General features: G+C 41.8%; 22 protein-coding genes. 13 read left to right on the top strand and 9 right to left on the bottom strand.

The features are described 5' to 3' along the window. The first annotated feature begins 14 nt into the window (after nt 1-14). Both GTQ43_RS20230 and GTQ43_RS20225 read left to right on the top strand, forming a co-directional pair. Nucleotides 15-527, top strand: coding sequence for a phosphate-starvation-inducible PsiE family protein (locus GTQ43_RS20230; protein ID WP_265274548.1), 513 nt, complete (start codon nt 15-17; stop codon nt 525-527). A 125-nt stretch (nt 528-652) separates the two neighbouring features. After that, nucleotides 653-2,389: a diflavin flavoprotein gene (locus GTQ43_RS20225; protein ID WP_265274547.1), complete on the top strand. Its 1,737-nt coding sequence runs from the start codon at nt 653-655 to the stop codon at nt 2,387-2,389. A 334-nt stretch (nt 2,390-2,723) separates the two neighbouring features. On the opposite strand, the gene GTQ43_RS41800 is transcribed toward GTQ43_RS20225, so the two are convergent. Next, nucleotides 2,724-2,906 carry a hypothetical protein gene (locus GTQ43_RS41800; protein ID WP_414859152.1) on the bottom strand — a complete coding sequence of 61 codons (183 nt, stop codon included), beginning with the start codon at nt 2,904-2,906 and terminating at the stop codon, nt 2,724-2,726. 248 nt (nt 2,907-3,154) lie between these two features. Between GTQ43_RS41800 and GTQ43_RS20215 the strand changes: the two genes are divergently transcribed. From GTQ43_RS20215 to purU, 5 genes are all read left to right on the top strand, one after another. Continuing rightward, nucleotides 3,155-4,165, top strand: a complete 1,011-nt coding sequence (locus GTQ43_RS20215; protein ID WP_265274545.1) for an ABC transporter ATP-binding protein — start codon at nt 3,155-3,157, stop codon at nt 4,163-4,165. Continuing rightward, nucleotides 4,166-4,969, top strand: a complete 804-nt coding sequence (locus GTQ43_RS20210; protein WP_265274544.1) for an ABC transporter permease — start codon at nt 4,166-4,168, stop codon at nt 4,967-4,969. A 474-nt stretch (nt 4,970-5,443) separates the two neighbouring features. Beyond that, on the top strand, nt 5,444-7,204 hold the full coding sequence (locus GTQ43_RS20205; protein WP_265274543.1) for a Gldg family protein: 1,761 nt from the start codon (nt 5,444-5,446) through the stop codon (nt 7,202-7,204). Between the two features lie 64 nt (nt 7,205-7,268). Then, nucleotides 7,269-7,892 carry a DUF4340 domain-containing protein gene (locus tag GTQ43_RS20200; RefSeq protein ID WP_265274542.1) on the top strand — a complete coding sequence of 208 codons (624 nt, stop codon included), beginning with the start codon at nt 7,269-7,271 and terminating at the stop codon, nt 7,890-7,892. A gap of 33 nt (nt 7,893-7,925) precedes the next feature. Next, a complete protein-coding gene (gene purU, locus GTQ43_RS20195; protein WP_265274541.1) occupies nt 7,926-8,780 on the top strand; it encodes a formyltetrahydrofolate deformylase in 855 nt (284 codons plus the stop codon). Between the two features lie 164 nt (nt 8,781-8,944). On the opposite strand, the gene GTQ43_RS20190 is transcribed toward purU, so the two are convergent. The 3 genes from GTQ43_RS20190 to GTQ43_RS20180 all read right to left on the bottom strand — a co-directional run bounded on the left by GTQ43_RS20190 (nt 8,945) and on the right by GTQ43_RS20180 (nt 9,706). Beyond that, complete coding sequence (locus GTQ43_RS20190) at nt 8,945-9,064, bottom strand: lipoxygenase family protein (protein ID WP_265276506.1); 120 nt, start codon at nt 9,062-9,064, stop codon at nt 8,945-8,947. An 83-nt stretch (nt 9,065-9,147) separates the two neighbouring features. Beyond that, nucleotides 9,148-9,480, bottom strand: coding sequence for a hypothetical protein (locus tag GTQ43_RS20185; RefSeq protein ID WP_265274540.1), 333 nt, complete (start codon nt 9,478-9,480; stop codon nt 9,148-9,150). Further along, on the bottom strand, nt 9,461-9,706 hold the full coding sequence (locus tag GTQ43_RS20180; protein WP_265274539.1) for a hypothetical protein: 246 nt from the start codon (nt 9,704-9,706) through the stop codon (nt 9,461-9,463). The genes GTQ43_RS20185 and GTQ43_RS20180 overlap by 20 nt, the downstream gene beginning before the upstream one ends. Nucleotides 9,707-9,822: 116 nt before the next feature. On the opposite strand from GTQ43_RS20180, the gene GTQ43_RS20175 reads away from it, so the two are divergent. Beyond that, a complete protein-coding gene (locus tag GTQ43_RS20175; protein ID WP_265274538.1) occupies nt 9,823-9,957 on the top strand; it encodes a hypothetical protein in 135 nt (44 codons plus the stop codon). A 45-nt stretch (nt 9,958-10,002) separates the two neighbouring features. Here the strand turns inward: GTQ43_RS20175 and GTQ43_RS20170 are convergent, their stop codons facing one another. Further along, nucleotides 10,003-11,442 (bottom strand): deoxyribodipyrimidine photo-lyase, 8-HDF type, encoded by a 1,440-nt coding sequence (locus GTQ43_RS20170; protein WP_265274537.1) that lies wholly within the window; start codon nt 11,440-11,442, stop codon nt 10,003-10,005. Nucleotides 11,443-11,714: 272 nt separating this feature from the next. Here GTQ43_RS20170 and GTQ43_RS20165 point away from each other — a divergent pair, with 272 nt between their 5' ends. Continuing rightward, nucleotides 11,715-14,075, top strand: a complete 2,361-nt coding sequence (locus GTQ43_RS20165) for a hypothetical protein (RefSeq protein ID WP_265274536.1) — start codon at nt 11,715-11,717, stop codon at nt 14,073-14,075. A gap of 147 nt (nt 14,076-14,222) precedes the next feature. Here the strand turns inward: GTQ43_RS20165 and GTQ43_RS20160 are convergent, their stop codons facing one another. Then, the gene (locus GTQ43_RS20160) at nt 14,223-14,414 is read right to left on the bottom strand and encodes a hypothetical protein (RefSeq protein ID WP_265274535.1); all 192 of its coding nucleotides are present in this window, start codon (nt 14,412-14,414) and stop codon (nt 14,223-14,225) included. Between the two features lie 547 nt (nt 14,415-14,961). On the opposite strand from GTQ43_RS20160, the gene thrC reads away from it, so the two are divergent. The 3 genes from thrC to GTQ43_RS20145 all read left to right on the top strand — a co-directional run bounded on the left by thrC (nt 14,962) and on the right by GTQ43_RS20145 (nt 18,217). After that, entirely contained in the window at nt 14,962-16,053 is a 1,092-nt protein-coding gene (gene thrC, locus GTQ43_RS20155) for a threonine synthase (protein WP_265274534.1), read from the top strand. A gap of 212 nt (nt 16,054-16,265) precedes the next feature. Then, nucleotides 16,266-16,880: a chromophore lyase CpcT/CpeT gene (locus GTQ43_RS20150; protein ID WP_265274533.1), complete on the top strand. Its 615-nt coding sequence runs from the start codon at nt 16,266-16,268 to the stop codon at nt 16,878-16,880. 593 nt (nt 16,881-17,473) lie between these two features. After that, nucleotides 17,474-18,217 (top strand): amino acid ABC transporter ATP-binding protein, encoded by a 744-nt coding sequence (locus GTQ43_RS20145; protein ID WP_265274532.1) that lies wholly within the window; start codon nt 17,474-17,476, stop codon nt 18,215-18,217. Nucleotides 18,218-18,288: 71 nt separating this feature from the next. Here the strand turns inward: GTQ43_RS20145 and GTQ43_RS20140 are convergent, their stop codons facing one another. Then, the gene (locus GTQ43_RS20140; RefSeq protein ID WP_141699753.1) at nt 18,289-18,489 is read right to left on the bottom strand and encodes a hypothetical protein; all 201 of its coding nucleotides are present in this window, start codon (nt 18,487-18,489) and stop codon (nt 18,289-18,291) included. 183 nt (nt 18,490-18,672) lie between these two features. Beyond that, nucleotides 18,673-19,353 carry a lipoyl(octanoyl) transferase LipB gene (gene lipB / locus GTQ43_RS20135; RefSeq protein ID WP_414859128.1) on the bottom strand — a complete coding sequence of 227 codons (681 nt, stop codon included), beginning with the start codon at nt 19,351-19,353 and terminating at the stop codon, nt 18,673-18,675. Between the two features lie 628 nt (nt 19,354-19,981). On the opposite strand from lipB, the gene hpf reads away from it, so the two are divergent. Further along, nucleotides 19,982-20,629: a ribosome hibernation-promoting factor, HPF/YfiA family gene (hpf, locus tag GTQ43_RS20130; RefSeq protein WP_265274531.1), complete on the top strand. Its 648-nt coding sequence runs from the start codon at nt 19,982-19,984 to the stop codon at nt 20,627-20,629. A 105-nt stretch (nt 20,630-20,734) separates the two neighbouring features. Here hpf and GTQ43_RS20125 read toward each other — a convergent pair whose 3' ends face one another. Beyond that, complete coding sequence (locus tag GTQ43_RS20125; RefSeq protein ID WP_265274530.1) at nt 20,735-21,193, bottom strand: peroxiredoxin; 459 nt, start codon at nt 21,191-21,193, stop codon at nt 20,735-20,737. Between the last annotated feature and the right edge of the window lie 60 nt (nt 21,194-21,253).

The following is a 21,253-nucleotide window of genomic DNA, read 5'->3' as shown; positions in this document are numbered from 1 at the left end:
AATCACAGAAAAGTATGTATAAATCTGCTGAAAATACCCCGATTAGTATGTATGAAATCAATCGAGCGCGTGTCGTGCGAACCTTAGAATTCATTCAAGATGTAATTGTAATTTGTTTGTGTATGGGTTTATTTAGCTTTATGGTGCTTCAGGTGAGAGATATGTTTCTCTCCTTACTTCCACCACTAAATTTTCATGTTGTTACTGCCGATATTCTCTTTCTACTCATCTTAGTTGAGTTATTCCGACTGCTGATTATTTACCTACAAGAACATCGAGTATCTATTGGGGTAGCTGTTGAAGTTTCCATCGTTTCAGCTTTGCGAGAAGTCATTGTTAAAGGTGTTTTAGAAACAAGTTGGAGTCAAGTTTTAGCAACTTGTGCCTTTTTATTAGTGCTAGGAATAATACTGTTCCTCCGAGTTTGGCTACCTCCTACCTTTGAAGGTATCGACCCCGAACAAGAAGTATCTAAACGCTATAGAAACCGAGCCAAATCGGAATTAACACAAACTAATGGTCATTAAAAATAGGTAGAGATGCAATTAATCGCGTCTGTACAGTAGTTAGGAAGATGAGAGAAGGAAAATAACCAATTCCCCATTCCTAATTCCCAATGCCCAATGCCCAATGCCAATTAAAAAAGATTATTATGTCCACTGCCACATTAACGTCCAACCATAGCAGAGATGTTCAAGTTGCTGAAATTGGTAAAAATACTCTGATTCTCCGATCGCGGACTTGGGATAGACTAAAATTTGAGGTGGAATATTCCCGCCAACGGGGAACTACAGCAAATTCTTATCTGATTCAAGCTGATAAAAAGGCTTTAATTGACCCTCCCGGTGAATCTTTTACCGAAATTTACCTTGAGCAACTTGCACAACATCTAGATTTCATTACCCTAGATTACATTGTTCTCAGTCATGTCAACCCGAACCGGAGAGCAACTTTGCAAGTATTGCTCTCTCTGGTTCCTCAAGCCACTCTCATTTGTTCTCGTCCCGCCGCTAATGCTCTCAAAACTGCCTTTCCCGAATTTGAATCACCTATTCAAGCAGTGCGATCGGGCGATACTCTAGATTTAGGACAAGGACATCTTCTATCATTTGTCACCGTACCTACTCCCCGGTGGGCTGATGGACTTTGTACTTATGATTCTGCAACCAAAATTCTCTACACAGATAAACTTTTCGGCGCTCATATTTGCGAAGATACTTTGTTTGATGAAGATTGGAAAGGGTTAGATGCGGAACGTCGTTATTATTTTGAATGTCTTCATGCGCCCCAAGCCAAACAAGTTGAAGTAGCTTTAGATAAAATCTCGGTTTTGGGAGCCAGATGTTATGCCCCAGCACACGGCCCGGTTGTTCGTTACAGCCTGAGTCGTTTTACCTATGATTACCGTCAATGGTGTCAAGGGCAAAAATCTCAAGAATTGAGTGTCGCTTTGCTCTATGCTTCGGCTTATGGAAATACAGCAATTATGGCGAATGCGATCGCTCAAGGTTTAATTCAAAATGGAATTAATGTAGAATCAATCAACTGTGAATTAGCAGATTCTGCCGAGATTAACCGCATTGTCGAAACTTCCGATGGCTTGATTATCGGCTCACCCACATTAGGCGGACATGCACCAACTCAAATTCAAACAGCTTTAGGAATAGTCCTCTCGGTGGCGGCTAAAACTAAGTTAGCAGGGGTGTTTGGTTCCTACGGTTGGAGTGGCGAGGCAATAGATTTAATCGAAAGCAAGCTCAAAGATGCAAATTATCAACTAGGGTTTGAAACAATTCGAGTACGTTTTAGTCCTACTTCTGAAATTCTCCAGCAGTGTCAAGAAGCAGGTGCTTTATTTGCCCAAAACTTAAAGAAAACCAAAAAACTGCGAACTTCCCGCCAGATTGTCACAGAAACCCATGTAGATCGTACCGAACAAGCGGTGGGGCGAATCATTGGTTCTTTGTGTGTTGTGACAACTCGTGATGAAGAAATCCACAAAGGGGTTTTAACTTCATGGGTATCACAGGCAACTTTCAACCCGCCAGGAATTATGATTGCGATCGCAAACGAGCAAAATGCAGATTTAATGCATCATCCTGGCGATCAATTTGTGCTGAATATCCTTAAAGAAGGCAGAAATGTGCGACGCTATTTTTCTCGTCACAGCACTTTAGGCGATAATCCCTTTGCTAATCTTTCCACAAAAACTGCTGATAATGGTTGTTTGATTTTGAACGAGGCATTAGCTTATTTAGAATGTACAGTGCAAAATCAGCTTGAATGTGGCGATAGATGGTTAATTTATGCCGTCATTAATCACGGTGAAGTGTTGGAAAATGATGGTATCACTGCCTTGGAACATCGAAAATCTGGCAGCTATTACTAACCTGACTGTTCAGGGTATGTGGAAAACCTCTCTCCTTTTAGGCTACGGTGTACACACAAGTCATCGAATCACTACCAGTTCTCGAATTACCCCACCCTAACCCTCCCCTTGTAAAGGGGCTACGGTGTACACACAAGTCTTTTAGAGTTGCCCCACAGCTTTAGATCCCCCCTAAGCCCCCTTAAAAAAGGGGGGACTAGAATCAAAGTCCCCCTTTATAAGGGGGATTTAGGGGGATCTTCAACGATTTTGGTTTTGTACAGAGATGTGTGTACACCGTAGCCTTTTAGGAGAGAGACTTTGAATTTTCCCCCTTCCCGCGTCGGGAAGGGGGTTAGGGGGTTAGGTTCTTCCGGGGCTTTCCTACATAACGTGAAAAGTCATCTACACACAAGTCTTTTAAAGTTGCAATGTGATTGTTTCGGCTAACAATGCCATTGTTCCGGCTAACAATGCCATTGTTCCGGCTAACAATGCGATTGTTCTGGCTGACAATGCGATTGTTCCGGCTGACAATGCGATTGTTCCGGCTGACAATGCGATTGTTCCGCTTAACAATGCCATTGTTTTTACAAGATTTAGAAAACCTTTCTTTTCATTAAGAGGAGAGAGGTTTTAATTTTTCTCCCTGCTCTAATATGCAAAGACATTAGAGTTTTCAGGAACTTTACCCGTTGTCGGCTAATCTTAGTGCCAGTCCCCCATACTCAATATTGCGATCTAAGATTGTTGGGTATCTTATAAATTGCGATCGCCACTATACCGATGATCGAAGTTGAACATCTAAGTAAAATATACGGCTCTACCTCAGCGATTACTGATGTTACTTTTAGCGTCGAACCTGGGGAAATTTTAGGGCTTCTTGGCCCCAATGGTGCTGGTAAAACCACAACCATGCGGATTCTGGCTGGTTATTTACCGGCAACAAATGGAAATGCCCGAATTGCTGGTTATGATGTCCATGAAAATTCCCTAGCTGTGCGCCAACGAATTGGTTACTTACCCGAAACACCGCCGTTATATCCAGACATGACGGTGGAGGGATTTTTGCATTTTGTCGCCCGAATTAAAGGAGTATCAGCGGGCGATCGCCCCAATAAGGTATTAGCCGCCATCAAACGCTGCAACTTAGAAGATAAGCAGCGAGTAATTATTCGCAAACTCTCTAAAGGATACCGCCAACGTGTCGGAATTGCTCAAGCGATCGTCCACGATCCACCGGCAATCATTCTCGATGAACCCACCGTTGGACTCGACCCCCGACAAATAATTGAGGTGCGGAATTTAATCAAAAGCCTCGCTGGTACTCACACAATTATCCTTTCCACGCACATTCTGCCAGAAGTGAGCATGACTTGTAGCCGCGTCGCCATCATCAATCGCGGTAAAGTTGTGGCAACTAATACACCTGAAAACCTGATGACTCAGTTGACAGGTGGCTCAGGATATGAATTAGAAATAGAAGGAGAAGCTGCTCTAGCCAAACAGGTATTGCAAAATGTTGCAGGTGTGAGTCTGATAGAATCAATTCCTACAGCCGGAATGCATGGACATCAACCGCAAGCAAATCGCGCTTACCTGCGGGTGATATCGCAACCAGGAAAAGAACCAGGAAAGGATATTGTTGCAACATTAGTGCGTGCAGGATTCGGTTTACATGAACTGCGGCGAGTTAACGCCACCTTAGAAGACGTGTTCTTGCAACTGACCACAGAAGAAAAAAAATTCGAGACTGAGGTAGACTTAGCAGCAGACAATGAAGGAGAGGCAGCGTAAATGGGTGTAGTACTGAGTAATATTATTGCCATTTATCGCCGAGAGTTACAGAGTTATTTTGTATCACCATTGGCTTATGCGATCGCAGGGATATTTTGGTTCTTATCTGGGTTTATATTTGTCTCGATTTTGCAGCTGATTATCACAGATGTCGCTGCCAAAGATTTAGAAAATCAACAATACGGCATACCTGCATTCATCAGAGATGTCCCCTATGAATTTTTGCAGTCATTCTTGCAATGGATGGTTTTGCTGTTATTATGCGTGCTACCGTTTCTTTCAATGGCACTTTACTCAGAAGAACGCAAACGCGGCACATTAGAACTGTTAGCTACATCGCCAATTACCAATTGGGCAGTAGCTTTAGGTAAATTATTAGCAGTGCTAACATGGTTTACCACCATGATTTTGCCATTTTTGGTATTTGAAGCGATCGCGATCGGTGGCACAACCCCCCCAATGTCACCCACAATTATCGTGCTAGGGCATATCGCATTAATCTTACTAGCAGCAGCAATTTTATCCTTGGGAATGTTCATTTCCTCTTTGACAAATAGCACAATTTTGGCTGCTATCCTCACATTCACAGTGAATATATTGCTATTATTCTTTGATTTCATCACTAGAAATATCGGTGGTGCAGTGGGAGAAGCTTTAGGTCATCTATCGTTAGTCAAACAGTGCAATAACTTGATGCAAGGAATTTTTGATACCAGCAGTTTAATTTTATTTGCTAGTTACATTATTTTAGGTATTTTTCTCACCGCTCAATCAATTGATGCACTCCGTTTCCAGCGTCAGTAATCATAAAACTTAGAAGTTAAAGGGACTTCCAAAAAATAAATCATCCAGTAGGGTGTGTTACGGCGAAGCCTAACGCACCGCCTAAGATAATACGTGTGTTAAACTTTCGCCTTATAGACCCTAGTACAACCGGGAGCATCCCAAATGTGTAAAAACATATTTTGTCATTGCGAGCGTAATGAAATGAAGCGAAGCAATCGCAGCCGCTAGACTTTGCTATTGCTTCATTCCGCTATCTCTACGAGACGCTACCGCGTTAAGCGAAGCTATGCCGAAGGCTTTACGCTCCATTCGCAATGACTAGTTCTAATTTGGTAAATTTGCAAAATTGGGATGCTCCCGTACAACCAACAATTAGATATTTTTTTAATTGAAAGTCCTAAAAGTCAGAAGTGAGGAATTAAAATTCCCACCTTTTGTACAGACGCGATTAATCGCATCTCTAATCCTAACTCCTAACTTGAGTTTCATAACATGAAGATAGTCGCGAAAAAGAAACTGTGGCAATTTCTGTTTTGGGTAGGCCCATTCCTATTTATTGTCGGCTTGACAGCTGGCTTAGTGTCTGAACGATGGGATCTAATACCACTAGCATTCATAATTTCGGGAATTGTCATCAGCGGGTTATGGGTAGTATTGCAAAGTCAGCAAAATGACTGGTGGAAAAGTCGTTCTACCCAAGCTAGTACTAATGCTTTAGTGGCGACTCTGGCAATGTTAGTCATTCTAGGATTGATTAACTTTTTGGGTAATCGCTATCATCTACGGGTAGACTTAACAGAGACTCAATTGTTTAGCCTTGCCCCCGAATCACAGCAATTAGTCCGTTCTTTACCACAGCCAGTTAAAGTTTGGATATTTGATATTAATCAGAACCCTCAAGACCGTGAATTACTGGATATTTATCGGCGACAAAGTTCAAAATTTGAGTTTGAGTACGTCGATCCCCAAGCTAAACCAGGAATAGCACAAAGATTTGGTGTCCGCAATGTGGGAGAAGTTTACTTAGAATCTCAGAATAGAAAGCAGTTGGTGCAGGTGATAAATGAGAATGAACGCTTGTCAGAAATTAAACTAACTAATCGGTTGCTGCAAATCACCAGTTTTAGTAATGCTAAAGTCTACTTTATCCAAGGTCATGGCGAACACCAACTCGCATCAGGTAAGGATGCAATTTCGCAAGCAGTCACGGCATTAGGTGAGAGGAAATATACCACTGAGTCGCTAACTTTAGCTCAAAAGGGAAGTGTCCCCCAGGATGCCAGCGTAGTCGTAGTAGCAGGGCCTAAAAGAGATTTGTTTGAGAATGAAGTTAAAGCTTTAGATGACTATCTCAATCAAGGCGGTAACTTGTTGCTGATGATTGATCCTGGAACCGATGCCAAACTCGGCAATTTGCTTGCAGAGTGGGGCGTGAAGTTAGATAATCGTTTAGCAGTTGATATATCGGGGCAATTAGTGGGACGTGGCCCTGCTGAACCCATAGTCACAGAATATGGGCAACATCCCATTACTAAAGTGTTTGGTAACGGTATTTCTGTTTATCGGTTGGCACGACCTCTACAAATTACCCCAGTAGCTGGTATCGAGGCTACTCCCCTGCTACTCACCAAACCCTATCCCGAAAGCTGGGCAGAAAGCGACCTGCAAAGCGAAAATTTGCAGTTTAATGCTGATAAAGACCTCAAAGGCCCTCTGATATTAGGTGTTGCTTTAACCAAAAAACTACCCATCAAATTAACTTCGACTCCCCAACCTTCACCACTACCATCACCAACCACTCAAACTAAAGCTAGTCCAAAAAACCCAGTTTCACTATTACCATCGCCAACCATCCAAACCAAAGTTAGTCCAAAAAACCCAGTTTCACTATTACCATCGCCAACCATCCAAACCAAAGCTAGTCCCACTGTTACAGCTTCTCCTCTTTCTTCTCCAACCGATGACAAATCTAAACAAACAGCCACCGAGTCACGAATGGTAGTGTTAGGAAACTCAGATTTTGCTACCGATGGCTTATTTCAACAACAGCTAAATGGAGATGTATTCCTCAACTCAGTCACTTGGCTAAGTCAGCAAGATCGGCAACTCCTATCAATTAGCCCCAAAGAACCAAGAAATCGTCGCATAAACCTGACAAATACTCAAGCTAATTTTTTAGCATTGTCCTCCCAGTGGATTTTGCCCCTAATTGGATTAGTGGCAGCAGCTGTTATCTGGTGGCAACGGCGGTAAGAGGAGTAGGAGAATGCGGCAGATGAGGGGAAAAAAGGAAATGATAAATCACAAATGACCAAAAATGAAATTGCCGAAAACAACTGTAATTTTGATACTGTTAGCACTGGGTTTAGGCGCTTTTGTTTACTTCTATGAAATTCAGGGTGCAAGTGTACGAGAAGAAAGCAAGGAGCAAAAGCAGAAAATTTTCTCTTTTGCAGAAGATGATGTGCAATCTCTAACAGTCAAGACAAAAAAACTCACCCTGAATCTAGAACGTAGCCCTGAATCTAGTAATCCCAAATGGTTAATCAAATCTCCCATATCTGGCCCAGCAAATGATGCGATTGTTTCTTATTTGATGGATTTGTTGGTCAAAGGGAATAGTAACCGCACTTTATCAACTCCAGTAAAAGACCTTGGAGAATTTGCCCTAGATCAACCCATAACCACCATCAATATCACCCTAAAAAACCGACAAAGCCATCAGTTGATTTTAGGTAAATCTAACTTTAACGGAGGTTTCTTGTATGCTGAAGCTGACCCTGCTGCTAAACCCGATGGAAATATAAATGTACTGCTGGTATCTACAGATTTTGCAAATGCCGTGAATCGGGATTTATCAGAGTGGCAGCAACCTGTAGATAATAGTCAGAAACTGCCTCCGCTTATCATTCCTAAACCGAGTCCGACAAATAGCAAATAATTAATTAAAAATAATTAGAGAATCTGGCATATTATGAAAAATCCAACAGCAACATTGCTGATTTCTTGCCCAGATCAACGGGGACTGGTAGCAAAATTTGCTAATTTCATCTATTCTAATGGTGGTAATATTATCCATGCAGATCAGCATACAGACTTTGCTGCTGGGTTATTCCTCACCCGCATTGAATGGCAACTAGAGGGGTTTAATTTACCGCGAGAATTTATTGCCCCGGCTTTTAATTCCATTGCCCAACCTCTAAATGCTAAGTGGGAAATACGTTTTTCTGATACGGTACCACGTATTGCTATTTGGGTAAGTCGGCAAGACCATTGTCTATTTGATTTGATTTGGCGACAACGCGCTAAAGAATTTATAGCTGAAATTCCTTTAATTATTAGCAACCATTCTAATTTAAAGGGAGTTGCAGAACAATTTAATATCGACTTTCAGCACGTTCTCATCACTAAAGACAATAAATCAGAACAAGAAGCCCAACAATTAGAATTACTCCGCCAGTACAAAATAGATTTAGTTGTCTTGGCGAAATATATGCAGATTGTTAGTGCAGATTTTATTAGTCAATTTCCGCAAATTATTAATATTCATCATTCATTTCTACCAGCTTTTATCGGTGCAAATCCATATCACCGAGCTTTTGAACGTGGGGTAAAAATTATTGGTGCGACGGCACATTATGCCACTGCTGATTTAGATGCAGGGCCGATTATTGAACAGGATGTAGTGCGAGTTAGTCACCGTGATGAAGTGGATGATTTGGTCAGAAAAGGCAAAGATTTGGAGAGAATTGTATTAGCAAGAGCGGTGCGATCGCACTTACAAAATCGTGTATTAGTCTATGGTAATAGAACAGTAGTATTTGAGTGATTTAAGACTTACGCAAGATGTTACTGAAAACTTTATTTTTGGATAGCGGTAATTCATGAATTACCGCTACTTTCGTTATCTTTTGTGTAAGTTATGTGATTTTATACCCGTTATAGAGATTTGACAAAAATGACGACTTTATGTAGCATTTTAGAATAACGACTTTATATAGTACCTTCTGCTGTGATTTGTTTATAAGCAGCAAGAGGCATATTTGGCATGAAAGTCATATATTCATATTGCGAGTAGTTCACAGCAGCGTGTTGCGGCCCACAGGTGAAGATAACCGCAGTAGCAATATCAACTAATTGGTCTAATGTGTCGATGCGATCGCTAACTCACCTGACTCGTCCACCTGATTGGGAAACTAATTTCTGTGCCCAAGTTCGTAATCCCAAGTCTGCTTGCTGTCAAGTCTTTGGGAGTTTTGTAGCATACTCGAAGCGCCTAACATAAGTAATTTCCTTTGCCTACGTTTCTTCTTATTTTTGAGAGTAGTCAAATAATTATCAACGTAGCGAAAAGCAGCTGCACCATCATAATCAGCAATGGCTATAGCTTGTAAGAAAACTTTTGAAGAAATTTCAAACGCTAAAAATTTTTCTGTTAAAATCAACAAATCTTTATCTGTGGCGGGAAAAGTAATTTCTTCTGTCTCTTCTAGATTGGAAAATATATCTTCAATTAATGCTTTGTACACTTTGTACCTCCCCAAATGCATAAGATGCAAAGCCTGTGATAAAGTTTAGCTGCTGATCGCGAGTTTGTAAGTTAACTGGGAGTTCACTACCAGAACATCCTATTTCCCGTAAAATCTCCAAACAATAAGCACCGAGTTGAGTGTATGGAGCTTGCTCCAATTCTTGAGCTACCTCTAGAGCCATCTCCAGATTAACTTGGATAACCGTCGTTACAGGGTTGGTCATAAACACGCCCTAATAAACTGGATGCTCTAAGTTTTGATCACAAGTACAAATAGCGTAACGGTGTTTTTGCGGAATTTATGAAGAGGGGAAAATAAAATATCAGCGCATTTGCGGTAATGTATCCGAAATTATGCAAACAAGGCTCAAAGTTTGGCAATATCTATCTGGGTGCGATCGCTGTACTAGAAGACGTTGGCGTACCCTTTTGGGGAAGGAAGTGTCAAAGACAAGCGATCGCTCTACCCAGATAAAGTACTTAATCTTCCTGCTCATCTTATGGGCAATTTCTCGTGTACCTAGTGAAGACTATTTTTTTGCTGTTGATAAAGCTGTTTAAACTTTTGTTGCTGTATTTTATGATCCACAATTGGATCAGGATATTCAACAGCATGACGTTCTAAAGGTGGAATCTTCCCAGTAACTAAATATTCTGTATCTACAGACCGCAATTCTGATACCCATTGCCGAATATATTCTCCCTCTGGATCAAATTTTTGTGTTTGACTGGCTGGGTTGAAAATCCGCACAGGTTTAGGATCCATACCGCTAGAAGCACTCCATTGCCAACCGCCATTATTAGCAGATAAATCACCATCAATCAGCTTCTGCATAAAGTATTTTTCTCCCAATTGGGGATTAATTAGTAAGTCTTTGGTGAGGAAACTAGCAACAATCATTCGACAACGGTTATGCATCCAGCCGCTTTCGTTTAACTGGCGCATTGCTGCATCTACAATGGGGTAGCCAGTTCTTCCTTCACACCAAGCTTGGAAATGTTCTTCATTAGTTTCCCAAGGAAAGTTCTTAAAGGTGTCGCGAAAAGCACCATCAGCTAATTCCGGGAAGTTATACATTGCATGTTGATAAAATTCCCGCCAAGCTAATTCTTGTTGCCATGTGCGAATATTAACTGCTGTTTCCTCACTGGGGCTGTTTTCTAGTGCTTCTATAGTGGCTTGCCAAACGGTGCGAATGCCAATTACGCCAAATTTTAAAGCTGCACTCAGTTGCGATGTGCCGTCAACTGCGGGGAAATTTCGTTGTTCTTGGTATTCAACAATAGCTTTATAAGTAAATTCTTCTAATCGTTCTTGCGCCGCTGCTTCTCCCGGTGCAATAATTAATGGTTCATCCCAAATAAACCCTAAATCTTTTGCTGAAGGTAATGCGATCGCTCCTGCAAGTTTTGCAATTTTCTGTTCAGCTTCTGTTAAACCCTCAACATTTTGCGGTGTTTCTACTGGGTTCGCTTTCGGTTTGGTAATCCAATTTTTCCAGAAGGGGGTGTAAACAGTGTAAGGACTGTTACCACCAGTGCGGATCTCGTCTGGGGAATTGAGGATTTGATCCCAGTTTTGATTAAGAAACTCAATACCTTTTTCTTTGAGGGCGTTTATAATATTGCGATCGCGTTTTTGCGAATAAGGTTCTACATCCCAATTCCAAAAAACAGCTTTGGCATTTAATGCCTCTGCTAAAGCTGGTATCGCTTGTACAGGATCGGCATGGAGTATTAATAACTGGCTACCAATTTGAGCATATCGCTCTTGGAGTTTCTGCAAACACCCAATCATGTAAGTTACTCTCACAGGAGCAATATCATCACGTTCTAGAATATGCGGATCGAGGCAAAACACGCCCACCACCTTTGGACTCTGCCGTTTAGCCGCAGCCAGTCCCGTATTGTCAGAAATGCGTAAATCGCGCCGATGCCAAAACAGAATTAAGTCAGACATTCTATGCTGCATATAGTTCACCCGTACTAGCTTAGATGTTAGTGGTACTAATGAACATCATTCTGGCGATAAATTTATTTTTTCAATGGGCATTGGGCATTGGGTATTGGCAAGTCCTTTAATTCTTCTGGGCAACTTCTGAAAGGGGGAGTATAACAGGGTATTGGGTATTGGGGGACACTTTGACAAATCTCAGCGATCGCTGGGGACTAGGTACTGGGAACTAGGAAAGAGTTTTCTCAATCCCCAATTCAATTTCTAATTCCCAATCTATGGCAAATCGTTCACGCAAGCTGACACCAAAAGCCTCGAAACAAAATAAGCCCCATGCAGGTATGAAGCGCGTCGCTAAAAAACCTCAGAAAAAGCTCAAACGGGGAAATCTAGCGATGCCTACAGTGGCAAGCTACGCAATTCTGTTGAGTAGTGCTAGTCTAATTATGGCTTTTGCCTGGATTAGTGTTCTCTTCATCTTCAATCCAGACCAGGTAAGCTGGCTAAATAAAATTTTACCTACATGGGCACAAATCCCCCTTGGCAAGCACGAACGCCCCCAAACCCTCAAACAAATCCAACTCAATTTGAGTCAAAAAAACCAAATATTTGGGGAAACTCTGCCTTTATATCAGGATGGGAAAAACTCGTTTTTACTACCAGTTTTTCAACAGCGTGCTAATTGTCAATCTGATTGTCAAGAACTTGTAGAACTCAGGGTTTACGAGCTATCAAAAGAGTTAGAGTTTAAATCTCAGTCAGAAAATTATTACTATCTAACGACTCAATTACCTGTAACTGGGCCAGAAGAATCCTTTGTGATTTCTTCCTCACTTGATGGAACATCAGAACCTCAAGATATCAGCATTTCTCTACCTTTAACTGAAGTACAACGCTTTGAGGGTGGCACACCATCACCAGGGGTTTGGTTTAATTTGTGGGGTAAGCGTCAACAAGGAAGCAGTACAATCACTTACGGTAATATTGTATACTACAATCCCGAACGCACCAATTTACTACAAATGTTGTTTTGGAGAAGTCTCAACGGACAATTACCCAAATGGCAACAGGTAACTGGTAATGCTACAAAAGAGTTAGTTGTCGATCAAACAGTAGGTTTAGAACCGAATTTACAGGTTTACCAAGTCAAGCCTCTCAAATTATTTTTCAAACCAATTGAATTGGAGGCAATTACCCTCAAATCACCAAGCTTTAAGGATTCTGCATACCAAAATGCCCTAGCAATTGCCCGTAGTGGACTGTGGACACCTGCTTTTGAATGGTTGAAATTCATCAAGAAGCAGCACAAAGAAGTTTTTTCACAAGCGGCGCAAGCACAAATGGATTTGATTCGCTTGCATTCCCAATTTACTAAAACTCAAGCCGATAAAAATTGGGCGAGTCCTAGTCAAGAAGTGCTAGCAGATTTGATTGATGGTCGCTGGGGGAAAGCTTTACAGGTGTTTGAAGCGTCGCCACATAATGTCAAAGAGGTTGCTACTCTACTCAAAGCTGATAAAAATCGGTTGTGGAATCGCACTACGGCAGCATTGCGGGTGAACCCAAATAGACTAGACGTGCAAGCTTGGTTCGCTTTGATTTTAGCAGTTCAGCGAGGAGAAGAACATGCTAATTCCTGGTTGAAGACGCAACCAAAAATTACCAAAGATAATCTTGCCTATATTCAAGGTCTGTTAGCAAGACTCAATAGTGAGGGTGCAAATTCGCAGATATCCTCTAGTCACCCTAGTCAGATTGTTGGGACGGTGCAAGCAATTACTCAAGTTACTAGCACCGAATGGCTGCAACTAAATTCTCCAGCAGACTTAAAACTCACAGATAATCAAGTTTGGTATCAGGTAGAGGTAAGTGCATTTAATGACGGTAAAAGCTGGCTAAATTCGCCCTTTGAGAATTTGACCCCACCAAAAACCGATGCCGCCAAATTTTTCTGGAAAACTTTGGGAATCACTTCTGACCCGGAAATCCAGATTATAGTCTGGTTGCCAAATGGAGAACAACAAATTACTATAGCTGCTATCAAAGCGGTGCAACTACAGGGTAAAGCTTTGCGCCTATTAGCTGCTGGGCCAAAAATTCCAGAGAATCAAAACGATGTTCTCCAACCCAAACCTTTGGCGCTGACAAATGCAGCATTGGAATGGGTACAACCATCTCCCATCACTCTACAACAACTGTATCAACAAAATCCCCAAGGGGTGAAGGTAATATTATCGAGTCTGTGGCAATCTTTACAGCAATCTGGTGAACTTGCGGCTGGTGCTATTCCTAGCTTTGAGGAAATGCAGGGAAAATTGGGTGATTGGCCAGTTCAAGTGATTGATTTAACAAATAACGCTAAACCAGAAATAATACTGACTATCTCCGCAGCAGCCATAGCATCTTTGAATCAGTCTCCAACCGAAAATCAGGTGCAAAACACAGAGGAACGCCGCGACCGGACTATAATTTTGTCCGATCGCAATCAAGTCATTTACAATGATTTTACAGGAAATGACTTACAAAGACTTTCTGCGATCGCCAAGCTTTCAGACGTGCAATCCTTAGCTTTATTAGTAGAAAATGCTCATAACTACACTTTGAAGCGCTGGTCAGAGAAAAATCAGCGCTTTGAATAGCACCCCCTTTCTTAGCAACTCAAAATAGCCTCCGGGAAGGCAGCCGACAAAATTCAAAGTTTAAAGACGTTTTTATACAAGGATTTTAGCCCACGGATTTATCCGTGGGGTCAATCCAAAATCCAAAATCCAAAATCCAAAATTGTCTTATTCTTTTTGGTTATTTTCGGCTAGACGTTGATTCTTCAGGTTTTCTAACTGCTGCAACAGAGAGTCTACCTCTGCTTGTAAATGCATAAACTTAGCTTGCTGATCGTCTTGATAATAAGACTTGGTCAACTTACTGACCCAGTTAGCCTGGGACTCGAGATCGGAAACACTAGATAAACAAGTAGGCATCGTTAATTAAATCCACAATTTAACTCACACCATTAGAAATATTATAATAATGCTCTTTTAAGCTTTATTAAAACATTGTATATTTCTCATCAATTACTCTAATGGGTTTTGGGTTCAATGATAAGAGACTGCGATCGCAATAGCTGTGTTCCAAAGAAAACAGCTACCCAAATGTGCAACGCTTCCCTTCGCTGGACAGTACTTAGCAATCTTTGATGAGTGTATGAATTATAGTAACATTCTTAAGGGAATTTACGCACGAATTATATTTAGACTACATCAAGAATTCCGCTAAATTATGAAAATATGTCGGGCAATTTGTTGAATAGAAGGTGGCCATGACGGTTAAGATAGACAGATATTCTAAATAAAAATGGCAAGTGAAACACCTGCAACCCAAAAAATCATATTCTTAAGTAATATTCTTTCGGAATTTAAGGATCTGGGAAGTGGAAAAGAATTTAGCTTTTTCCTCTTCCCCATCCGGCGCTTCCATTTGCCACTCTTTCTAAATATCCAATCCTTACATTAAGAAATTTTAAATCCCGTGACTTTGAGCCTGTCTGCTGCTGTATCTCATCGCCAACCCTGGCCCGGACTGATAGAAGCCTATCGCCAATACTTGCCTGTCAGCGAAAAAACACCGATTGTTACTTTGTTGGAGGGTAACACACCTCTAATACCAGTGCCAGCGATCGCAGAACGTATTGGCAGACAAGTAAGAGTTTTTGTAAAATACGACGGTCTGAACCCTACCGGTAGCTTCAAAGACCGGGGGATGACTATGGCAATTTCCAAGGCCAAGGAAGCAGGAGCAAAAGCAGTAATTTGTGCCAGCACGGGTAACACCTCAGCCGCCGCCGCCGCTTATGCCAGACGTGGGGGGATGAATGCCTTTGTATTAATTCCCGACGGTTATGTGGCGCTGGGCAAGTTAGCCCAAGCATTACTTTACGGTGCAGAAGTATTGGCAATTAAAGGGAATTTTGACCAAGCGCTAGAAATTGTCCGCGAAATGGCCGAAAGCTATCCGGTAACATTGGTGAATTCGGTCAATCCCTACCGCCTAGAAGGGCAGAAAACAGGAGCTTTTGAAATCGTCGATGCGCTGGGTGATGCCCCAGACTGGCTATGTATTCCCGTAGGTAATGCGGGAAACATCACAGCATATTGGATGGGGTTTTGTCAATATCATCAAGATGGAAAGTGCGATCGCTTACCCCGAATGATGGGATTCCAAGCCGCAGGTGCAGCCCCATTAGTACATGGTCAGCCCGTAGCGCATCCCGAAACCCTCGCAACAGCAATTCGCATTGGCAACCCCGCTAGCTGGGAATTAGCGATCGCAGCCCAAACCGCAAGTCAGGGAAATTTCCATGCCGTTACCGATGCAGAAATTCTTGATGCCTATCGACTTTTAGCATCATCAGAAGGGATCTTCTGCGAACCTGCTAGCGCCGCCTCTGTAGCCGGTTTATTACAGGTGAGAGACCAAATTCCGACAGGGGCGACAGTAGTTTGTGTCCTCACAGGCAATGGTCTTAAAGACCCAGATACAGCCATTAAACACAATCACAGTCAATTTAAACAGGGGATTGCAGCCGAATTGGGCGCAGTCGCTGAAGCAATGGGATTTTAAGCAGCCTGGAAATACAAGCGATCGTAATATCTAGAACCAGCCCTTTCAAAATGACTCGTAAAATAAAATTGTTTTTTCTCTGTGTTCTTTGTGCCTCTGCGGTGTAAAAATAATTCATTTAACCACTCCAGACGCAGAGTACACGGAGTAAGCAGCTTAAAGAGGAATTTAGGGATTATTTATTTTGAATTTTTAATTCGGAGCAAAGCGACGTGACTCATTCTACTGATATTGCTACCTTAGCCCAATGGATGGCAGCTGATTTTAGTAATCAAGAACAAGCTTTTGAAAATCCGCCTTTTTATGCCCACATTCGGGTGTGTATCCGTCCCCTTCCCTGGGAATTGTTCTCAGGAGTAAGTTTGTTTCTCGAACAAGCTTATGATTTCATGCTCAATCAACCCTACCGAATGCGGGTAATGAAGTTGATTCCGACAGAAAACCACATTATTATTGAACACTACACCCTTAAAGAAGAACAAAAATTTTACGGTGCATCTCGTGAACCTGAACGTTTAAAAGATTTATCCGTTGACCAATTGGAAAAAATGTCAGGTTGCAACATGGTCGTAGAGTGGACAGGTAAGAGCTTTAAAGGCAGGGTTGAACCTGGTAAAGGCTGCATTGTGGTTCGTGACGGCAAAAATACTTATCTAGATAACGAATTTGAGATTGACGCTAAAGAATTTTTCAGCCTCGACCGGGGAAGGGATTTAGACACTGATGAACGTCTGTGGGGTTCGATTGCCGGCCCATTTCACTTTGTCCGATGGGCTAATTTTGCTGATGAAGTCAAGCTACTTAACGCGCTGGATGCTCAAAGTTAGCCTAGTGGTCTGAAACTAGCCCTTTCAAGGTGGGTAAAAATTTTGCTTAAAAAATTCCCTTTATTACCTCTTATCTCTGTGTCGCACCAGTTGAAGTCGGGGAACCGCAAGGGCGCACTGGCAACTCTATTGCCTCTGTGGTTAAATAAATTACTTTTGAACCGCAGAGGCGCAGAGAACACGGAGAGAAAAAAGAAATTTTTCGAGTCACCTTGAAAGGGCTAGTCCTGTATATATAGGAATCCGGTTTGATTTGGAGAAAATATCCGTAGGGTGTGATCGCGGAGAGTACGGCACCAAACCCTTGATAATGGTACGTTACGAACTTCGTTATAACACAACGCCAGTTGCTACAACGGAGGGAACCCCCCTTCGAGTTCACCAGTAGCCTAGGTTGGGAAACCCGCCTACAGCGATGGATTCACCGCAACGCACTGGCTCCCCTACAATACTTAATTTTGTTCAAAAACCAAATAGGAGTCCTAATATAAACAAATATGTTATTACTTACGAGACACAGCGCTATGACCAGCCCAGTACTCTTGTGGTCGTGATTAATCCCAAATTGTTTGACATAAGTAATCAACAATACCATGACCGCCATTATTTTTGACAATATTGAAAAAAACTTTGGTTCCCTCAAAGTCCTTAAAGGAATCACCGGCGAAATCAACCGAGGAGAAGTCGTTGCAGTTATCGGTTCTTCCGGCTGTGGTAAAAGTACCCTATTACGCTGCTTTAATCGCCTAGAAACCATTGACAACGGGCGTTTAATAATCAACGGTATCAACTTATCTCGTCCTACTGTCAACTATAGTCAACTGCGGCAACTACGGACACAAGTAGGTATGGTTTTTCAACAGTTTAACCTATTTCCTCATCTCAGCGTCCTAGAAAATATGACACTCGCTCCTCGGAAAGTTTTGGGTAAAACACCGAAAGAAAGCGCCCAACTAGCGAGATTATATTTAGAAAAAGTCGGCTTACATGACAAAGCATCTACTTATCCCGAACAACTTTCTGGCGGACAAAAGCAACGAGTAGCGATCGCCCGTAGCTTATGTATGAATCCCCAAATCATGCTATTTGATGAACCCACCAGCGCCCTAGATCCCGAACTCGTTGGCGAGGTTTTGCAAGTGATGCAACAATTAGCAGCAGAAGGGATGACAATGGTGGTTGTCACCCATGAAATGCAATTTGCAAAAGAAGTAGCCCATCAGGTGATATTTTTAGACAAAGGAATTGTGACAGAACAAGGCCCAGCTTACGAAGTACTGACCAATCCCCAAAGCGATCGCCTACGTATTTTCCTCAGTCGCCTTAACGATAGATAGTTAGGAGTTACGAGTTATAAATTCAAGACTTCTTTTAAACTCATCACTCCTAACTATTCACTCCCCACTCTTCAAAGGTATTCGCGCAAGAAATCAAAGGGATCATCTTCCCAACAAGGTTCAGGTATCAGCCAAAATAAACTACCACTGATATCGGCTTCAATTTCATCACCATCGTCTCTATCAAATAGTTCTATCAAAGCTGTCCAATCACGTTCTCTCAAAGACGTTAACGAAGGGGCATATACCTGGAGATTATTTGAGTAATTCACGCGCAAAATTGTGCTTGAGTGCCGTATAAATTTAGTATGGAAATTTGTAAATAATCAGATTTTAGCTTTAAGAGCCGTAGTTAAATAGTTATTTTGATACTACTAAATACGCTCTACTTTCATAAGTGTCTCACATTTTAAATAGGACTACTATAGTATTTCTTACATAATTACAACCTGAATTTACTCAGACCGGAAAAATTCTTGAGGCTGCGACTCCACTAATTCCACCCCAAAAACTTCAGCAAAGCACTGTGCTACATAAAAACGCACTTCTTGGCAAGTAATACCTGGAATCCATTCGGCTAAACTACCTACAGGTTTATCAGAAATACCGCAGGGGACGATGCGCTCAAAGCCTGTCATGTCTGGACAAACATTTAATGCAAAGCCATGCATGGTAATCCACCGACTGACTTTAATGCCAATAGCTGCAACTTTTCGCCCTTGCAACCAAACGCCTGTAAAAGCTGGAATTCTTTCTCCCTGCAACCGATAAATTGCCAATACGCGAATTATGACTTCTTCGAGTTGCCGTAAGTACCAATGGAGGTCTTTACGATAACGTTGCAGATTTAAAATCGGATATCCTACCAGTTGACCGGGACAATGGTAAGTAACCTCACCACCCCGTTCAATTCGATGCACATTATATTGACTTTTGTCAATGTCAAACTTGAGAAAATCTGAGTTGCTTCCTTGCCCCAGAGTGTAAACGGGTGGATGTTCTAGCAAAATTAACACGTCATCTAGACCAGGGTCATGGATGCGCTTAGTGAGGAGCGATCGCTGCCATCCATGAGCATCTAAGTAAGGCATTAATCCTTGGTTATACAACAAACAACGGTTTTTGTGTGGTTCCATACTACGGATTATGCCCAAAATCAACTGCATTGAGGACGAAATATATTTCAATTTACAGGATTGGAGTCAAAAAATGTCAAGATTTGCAAAGGATTTTAAAGGAAGGTCAAGGGAATATGCATTAGAAAATACAAAGTGCTAGCTTGAATATACAACCTCAATAGGTTTTTAGGAGGAATTCTCTGCAATAAGCATCATGCCAAGACAATAAGAACTATGCACTGGCTGATGACTCTAATAATCTTGTTTAAAATACAAGCAAGATCAACTTCTACAAAGACTCGTGTTTTTGATCAACAGTGGGAAAACCTCAACCAGACACAGAAGGAGCAACTATCAATAGTTCTGTAAGCGTTTTTTTAACACAAGAGAAAGTTACGTGAGCTACTGCTCAAATTTCCTCACCAAAGAGTTCTATGTGCAAATCCAATTGGATATCAGCGCAGAGATGAGGAAGAAATCAAGGGTATAATTGAGTAAAAACTCAGATGCAGTAAGCTTAGAGACAGCTTACTGGCAGTAAATAGCAAGAGTTCACAATTTGTTTTGGCGGGAGTAATAGACCTTACCGCAATTTCTTTTCATACAAAGCAAATTCACACATGAAATATTCAGTGGGAGAGTTTACATGAAGCTTGTCATCCACGGCAAAAATATTGAAATTACCGATGCGATTCGTGAGTATGTACATCAAAAGATTGAAAAAGCAGTTAGTCACTTTCAGAGCATTACAAATGAAGTGGATGTGCATCTCAGCGTCGCCCGTAATCCCCGAATTAATACTAGACAAGCAGCTGAAGTAACTATTTATGCTAGTGGTAGCATTATCCGTGCTGAGGAAAGTAGTGAAAGCCTATATGCCAGCATTGACTTAGTTGCAGATAAAATTGCCCGTCAACTGCGAAAATACAAAGAACGTCGTCAAGACCAGAAAACTCAGTCCCAATCAACAGAAGTAGTTGTTGCAGAGTCAGTAGTCACAGATTTAATTGGCGATCGCACCCCCGAATTGCCTAACGAAGTCGTCCGTACCAAATATTTTTCCATGCCACCGATGACCCTTGCAGAAGCCCTAGAACAACTGCAACTCGTAGGACACGACTTTTATATGTTCCGCAATTCCGAAACTGGAGAGATTAATGTAATTTACGAACGCAACCACGGCGGTTATGGTGTAATTCATCCCCGCAATGGTAACGGTCATACTAATGGCAAGAATGGCAAGGCAAGCCACGTAAATATTGTCATGCCGGAAAAGTTGCATTCGACTAAATAGGGAATGGGGAATGGGGAAGAAGCAAGGGAGCAGGGAGCAGGGAGCAGGGAGATTAGTTTTCCCCTCTGCCTCTTTTCAATTCCCAATTCCCAATTCCCAATTTCCTCATTTCACAAGCTGTTGCAAAGTTTTCAATGCTTCTTCAACATGACCTTTAAAGTTGAACATTGAATCAAACACGTATTGCACAACTCCTTGTTGGTCAATGACGTAAGTAACGCGACCAGGGAATAAGCCAAAGGCTGCTGTTGCACCATATAGCTTCCGTACTTGGTCGCCTTTGTCAGTTAACAGGGTAAAAGGTAGATTATATTTTGCAGCAAATTTCTGGTGAGATTCGCTAGAGTCAGCACTCACGCCAACAACTTCAGCACCAGCGTTTTTAAACACTTCATACTGATCGCGAAAGGCGCAGGATTCAGCCGTACATCCGGGTGTATCATCCTTGGGGTAAAAATATAGGACAACAGCTTTTGTGCCGCGAAAATCTTGGAGGCTAACTGTTGAGCCGTTTTGAGCAGGTAGGGTGAAATTAGGAGCGGTATCTCCAACTTTGATTGGCATAACAAGTGATGGTAATTATTTAACAAAATTTTACCTTGTATCCGAGTATATAAATTTTGC

The organism is Nostoc sp. KVJ3, assembly GCF_026127265.1.
Taxonomy (GTDB): Bacteria; Cyanobacteriota; Cyanobacteriia; order Cyanobacteriales; family Nostocaceae; genus Nostoc.
Note: the sequence above shows the minus strand (reverse complement) of the source record. Positions and strands in the feature narration are given on the sequence as shown.